At 55.3% G+C, this 4,067-nt stretch carries 4 protein-coding genes; 3 read left to right on the top strand and 1 reads right to left on the bottom strand.

What is annotated here, in order from left to right:
- The 3 genes from P8Y64_13860 to P8Y64_13850 form a co-directional block, all read left to right on the top strand.
- Positions 1 to 447, top strand: a 447-nt coding sequence (locus P8Y64_13860; protein MEJ2061543.1) for a pilin, incomplete at its 5' end; no start/stop codon positions are given.
- Positions 448 to 706: 259 nt separating this feature from the next.
- Positions 707 to 2,665, top strand: coding sequence for a hypothetical protein (locus P8Y64_13855; protein ID MEJ2061542.1), 1,959 nt, complete (start codon positions 707 to 709; stop codon positions 2,663 to 2,665).
- Complete coding sequence (locus P8Y64_13850; GenBank protein MEJ2061541.1) at positions 2,662 to 3,543, top strand: glycosyltransferase family 2 protein; 882 nt, start codon at positions 2,662 to 2,664, stop codon at positions 3,541 to 3,543. Before P8Y64_13855 ends, P8Y64_13850 begins: the two co-directional genes overlap by 4 nt.
- A gap of 173 nt (positions 3,544 to 3,716) precedes the next feature.
- Here the strand turns inward: P8Y64_13850 and P8Y64_13845 are convergent.
- Positions 3,717 to 4,067 (bottom strand): glycosyltransferase (locus P8Y64_13845; GenBank protein MEJ2061540.1); only part of this gene is annotated, 351 nt, incomplete at its 5' end.

Here is a 4,067-nt window from a genome sequence, read left to right as displayed (position 1 = left end):
AAGTTCCAGCAGGGCTTTACGCTGATCGAACTGATGATCGTGGTGGCCATCATCGGTATCCTGGCTGCCATCGCCATCCCGTCCTACCAGGACTACGTCGCACGCTCCCAGGTTTCCGAGGCCGTGAGCCTGACCTCGGGCCTGAAGACCCCGATGGCCGAGTGGTACGCCGACAAGGGCACCTGGCCGTCCGCCCCCGCCTCTGTGGGCGACACCCTGAACGGCAAGTACGTTCAGAACATCATCATTCAGACCGGCGCAAGCACCAGTGGTACGCTCATTCTTCAGGCTCAAATGAAGAGCAGCGGCGTCAATCCAAACGTCTCGGGTCTGTATTTCGCGATCGCCACCACCAGTGGCGGCAAGCGCTGGGATTGCGGCGAGGTGGGTGCCGCCGCAGCTCAAACGACCATCGATCAAAAGTATTTGCCCTCCTCCTGCCGTTGATTTTGGAGGTCGTGCTGTAATGATGAGAAGGGGCCGCAAGGCCCCTTCTTTTTATCCTCGATCCCACTGCGCATACGCCGGACTCCATGCATCCCCTTTCACGTCGCCGGCTCACGAGACCCAACCTTGAACCTGTTAGGCTTTGCCATACAGGCAGGCGACCAATCTCCCCACGGCACAACGAAACATGATGGATGGCAGACGCCCGGGTTATGGTTCCGATACAATCCATTTCAGAACACCAAGTATCCAAAACTCCATGTCCCGCAGACTTATTTCTATCATCGGCCTGCCACTGATCCTGTTGATCACCGGACTGATTTACTGGCCCGGCATCGGTGGCGGCTTCGTGATGGACGACTATTCGAACATCGTCAACAACAAGGCCCTGGTTCTACCCAACCTGGGTCTTTACAGCCTGCTGTCGGCCGCTTACTCGCTGAACACCAATGTTCTGGGTCGGCCGCTTAGCATGCTCAGTTTTGCACTCAACATCCATGCTGCCGGCGGATTGCTGCCTGCACCGATGAAGCTCACCAACATCCTGATCCACCTCGCCAATGGAGTGCTTGTCTACGCGCTTCTGAGCCAGCTTTTGCGCGCCTGGCAGCGCCGCACGGGGAACGCCCCAAGCACGAGCATGCTCGGATTGACTGCGTTATTAATCACAGCCGCGTGGCTGCTGGCGCCCATCAACCTTACTTCGGTGCTGTATGTCGTACAGCGCATGACGAGCCTGTCCGCCACCTTCGTCCTGCTTGGCTGCATCATCTATCTGTGGGCTCGGCTACGCATGCTTGATAACCGCCTCGGGCTACCCTGGCTGATTCCCGGCGTAATCCTTTGCGGTGGTATCGGTGTGTTGTTCAAGGAATCGGCAGCACTGCTGCCTTTGTACACCCTGATCATCGAATGGACGTTGTTTGATTTTTGCCGAGCGGACGGCCGCCGCGACCGCCGCCTCATGGTGCTGTATCTCTTTATTCTTGTACTGCCGGGCGTGGCGGGCCTGGTATGGCTAGCTCCCAGCCTCATCCACGGGTTCGACAATCGCTCCTTCACCCTGGGTGAACGCCTGATCACCGAACCGCGGGTAGTGCTGGATTATGTCAGATGGATACTGGTACCAACACCTAACGTATTGAGCCTGTACCACGACGATTACCCGATTTCGCATGGACTGCTCACGCCACCAACGACGATATTCGCCATCGGCGGCATACTCATGTTGCTGGGCTTGGCATTGTGGCAACGCGCACGGCGCCCACTCCTGAGCCTGGGAATATTATGGTTCCTGGGGGGACAACTGCTTACCGCCACCGTGTTCAATCTCGAGTTGGTCTACGAGCACCGCAACTACCTACCCAGCCTTGGGCTGCTGCTGGCATTGTTCACGCTACTGCTGTTTGAACCCCGGCTGCGTGACCGACGCCTTTTGACCACAGGTCTGTCCCTGGCTCTGTTGCTGCTATATGGCACGGTGACTGCAATGCGCGTACATGAATGGGCCAATCCCGTGCGTTACGCGGTCATCTCCGCCACCGAGCATCCGCAATCGCCACGTGCAACCTATGCGCTAGGCCGACTCTATTCGGTGCTTGCGATCACGCATCCCAAGGAAACGCAATTCCACACGCTTGCCGCCTCAGCCTTACGCAAGGCCATGCAGGTACCCGGCAGCAGCATACTGCCCGAATCCGGCCTGCTGATCCTGAACGCTCGCCTCGATTACACCTCTGACGAGAGCCTTTGGAAAAGGATGCGCACCAAACTCACCGCAGCCCCTTCAGCCGACGACACCGCCGCTCTGAGCAGCCTGGTCAACTGTCAACGTGAAGGAGATTGCCGGTTCCCTCCCCGGCAAATGCTAAAAACTCTGGGCACAGCCATAGAAAAGCACCCGCGGCAGGCAAACCTCTACAATCTGTACGCCATATACGAAAACGAGGTATTGGGACGCCCGGAAATCGCCCTCAGCTATATGAACAAGGCGCTGGAGCTTGCGCCTGGCAATGGAAACTTATGGTTCAACCGCTTCACGATTGATTTGGCACTTCGGGATTACAAGGCAGCCGAAAAAGATATTCAAACTCTGGCAACCTTGGACCGCAAGGGCAACTATCACAATATCTTGCTCAAAATGCACAGCCAGCTACGCCAGATTCGGCCGCCAGGAGCAGCCGACCGATCGTCGCCACATACAGAGCAGTCACCATGACTCGACCCAGCATCAGTATCATACTCCCCGCCAGAAACGAGGCTGGCGCAATCGGACACACTGTCGAGCGCATCAGGACCGAGCACCCTGATGCCGAAGTCCTCGTGGTCGACGACGGATCTACGGACAGCACCGCCGAATTGGCCGCCAGAGCTGGCGCCAAAGTCGTAAGCCACCCGTACGGCATGGGTAATGGGGCTGCAATAAAAACCGGCTCGCGAGCCGCGCAGGGAACAATCTTCGTATTCATGGATGCCGACGGCCAGCATGACCCCGCGGACATATCTCGTCTCTTGATCCGGCTTGAGGAAGGAGGGTTCGACATGGTGGTAGGCGCGCGTGGCAATGGCTCACAGGCAAGCATCGGACGCGGTCTGGCCAATCGTTTTTACAACCGTCTCGCCTCCTGGATGACAGGGCACAGAATTCAAGATCTTACTTCAGGATTCCGAGTCGTGCGCGCAGAAAAATTCCGGGAATTTCTTTACCTGCTGCCCAATGGATTTTCCTACCCCACCACCATCACTATGGCATTCTTCAGAGCAGGTTATGCCGTAGCTTACGAACCGATCGTCGCTATGCAACGCATCGGAAAAAGCCATATACGCCCTCTGCGGGACGGCATTCGATTCTTATTGATCATCTTTAGAATTGGGACGCTCTATTCCCCTCTCAAGCTGTTTGTCCCAATTGCGGCATTGCATTTCCTGCTCGGCATTGGCTACTACATTTATACCTTCGCCAGTGATCACCGACTCTCGATGGCATCTGTATTTCTCTGGACAGCGGCGGTAACCATATTTTTGATCGGTCTTGTCTCTGAACAAATCACGCAATTGATGTACAGACCGACGGACAATGCTCGCAGCAAGGCCTGATCACCAATCACTGCATCAGCTCACAGATACTCCGCCAGCTTCCACAGCCCGGAGTTTGAAATAGGAATCCACAACAAATGGGAATGACATGTCGATAGATTATTCGCATGCAAATAATCTATCGACAACAACCGCGATGCATTTCCTGAACCCACAACATAACCTTCCTTAAACTACGCCGTACCAGCAGTCAATACGGCCTCGTAGTCATCCAGCGCACTGCCCGTCATATCATTGAGCGTGACATCATCATAGACAGCAGATTTCTGTACCAGCAGCTCACGAATTGAATCAGCCATCATTACCGGGTGAGCAACAGGGATTACACGAAACTGCTCCTTTCTGCTAAACGCCAGGATCTGTCTCACAGAGCGATCATATTCAGTAGTGACAATTGGTCGTTTTAAATACTGCGCTTCCAACAATACGTTTGGGTATCCTTCCCATCTTGAAGAAAGTACAAATACCGACGCCCGTGCTAACCATGGGTATGGATTCTTCACACGACCCGGCATATGGACCCG

The organism is Gammaproteobacteria bacterium (assembly GCA_037388465.1).
Taxonomy (GTDB): Bacteria; Pseudomonadota; Gammaproteobacteria; order SpSt-1174; family SpSt-1174; genus JARRKE01.
The sequence above is the reverse complement of the archived record's forward strand: the minus strand, read 5'-3'. Positions and strand labels throughout refer to the sequence as shown.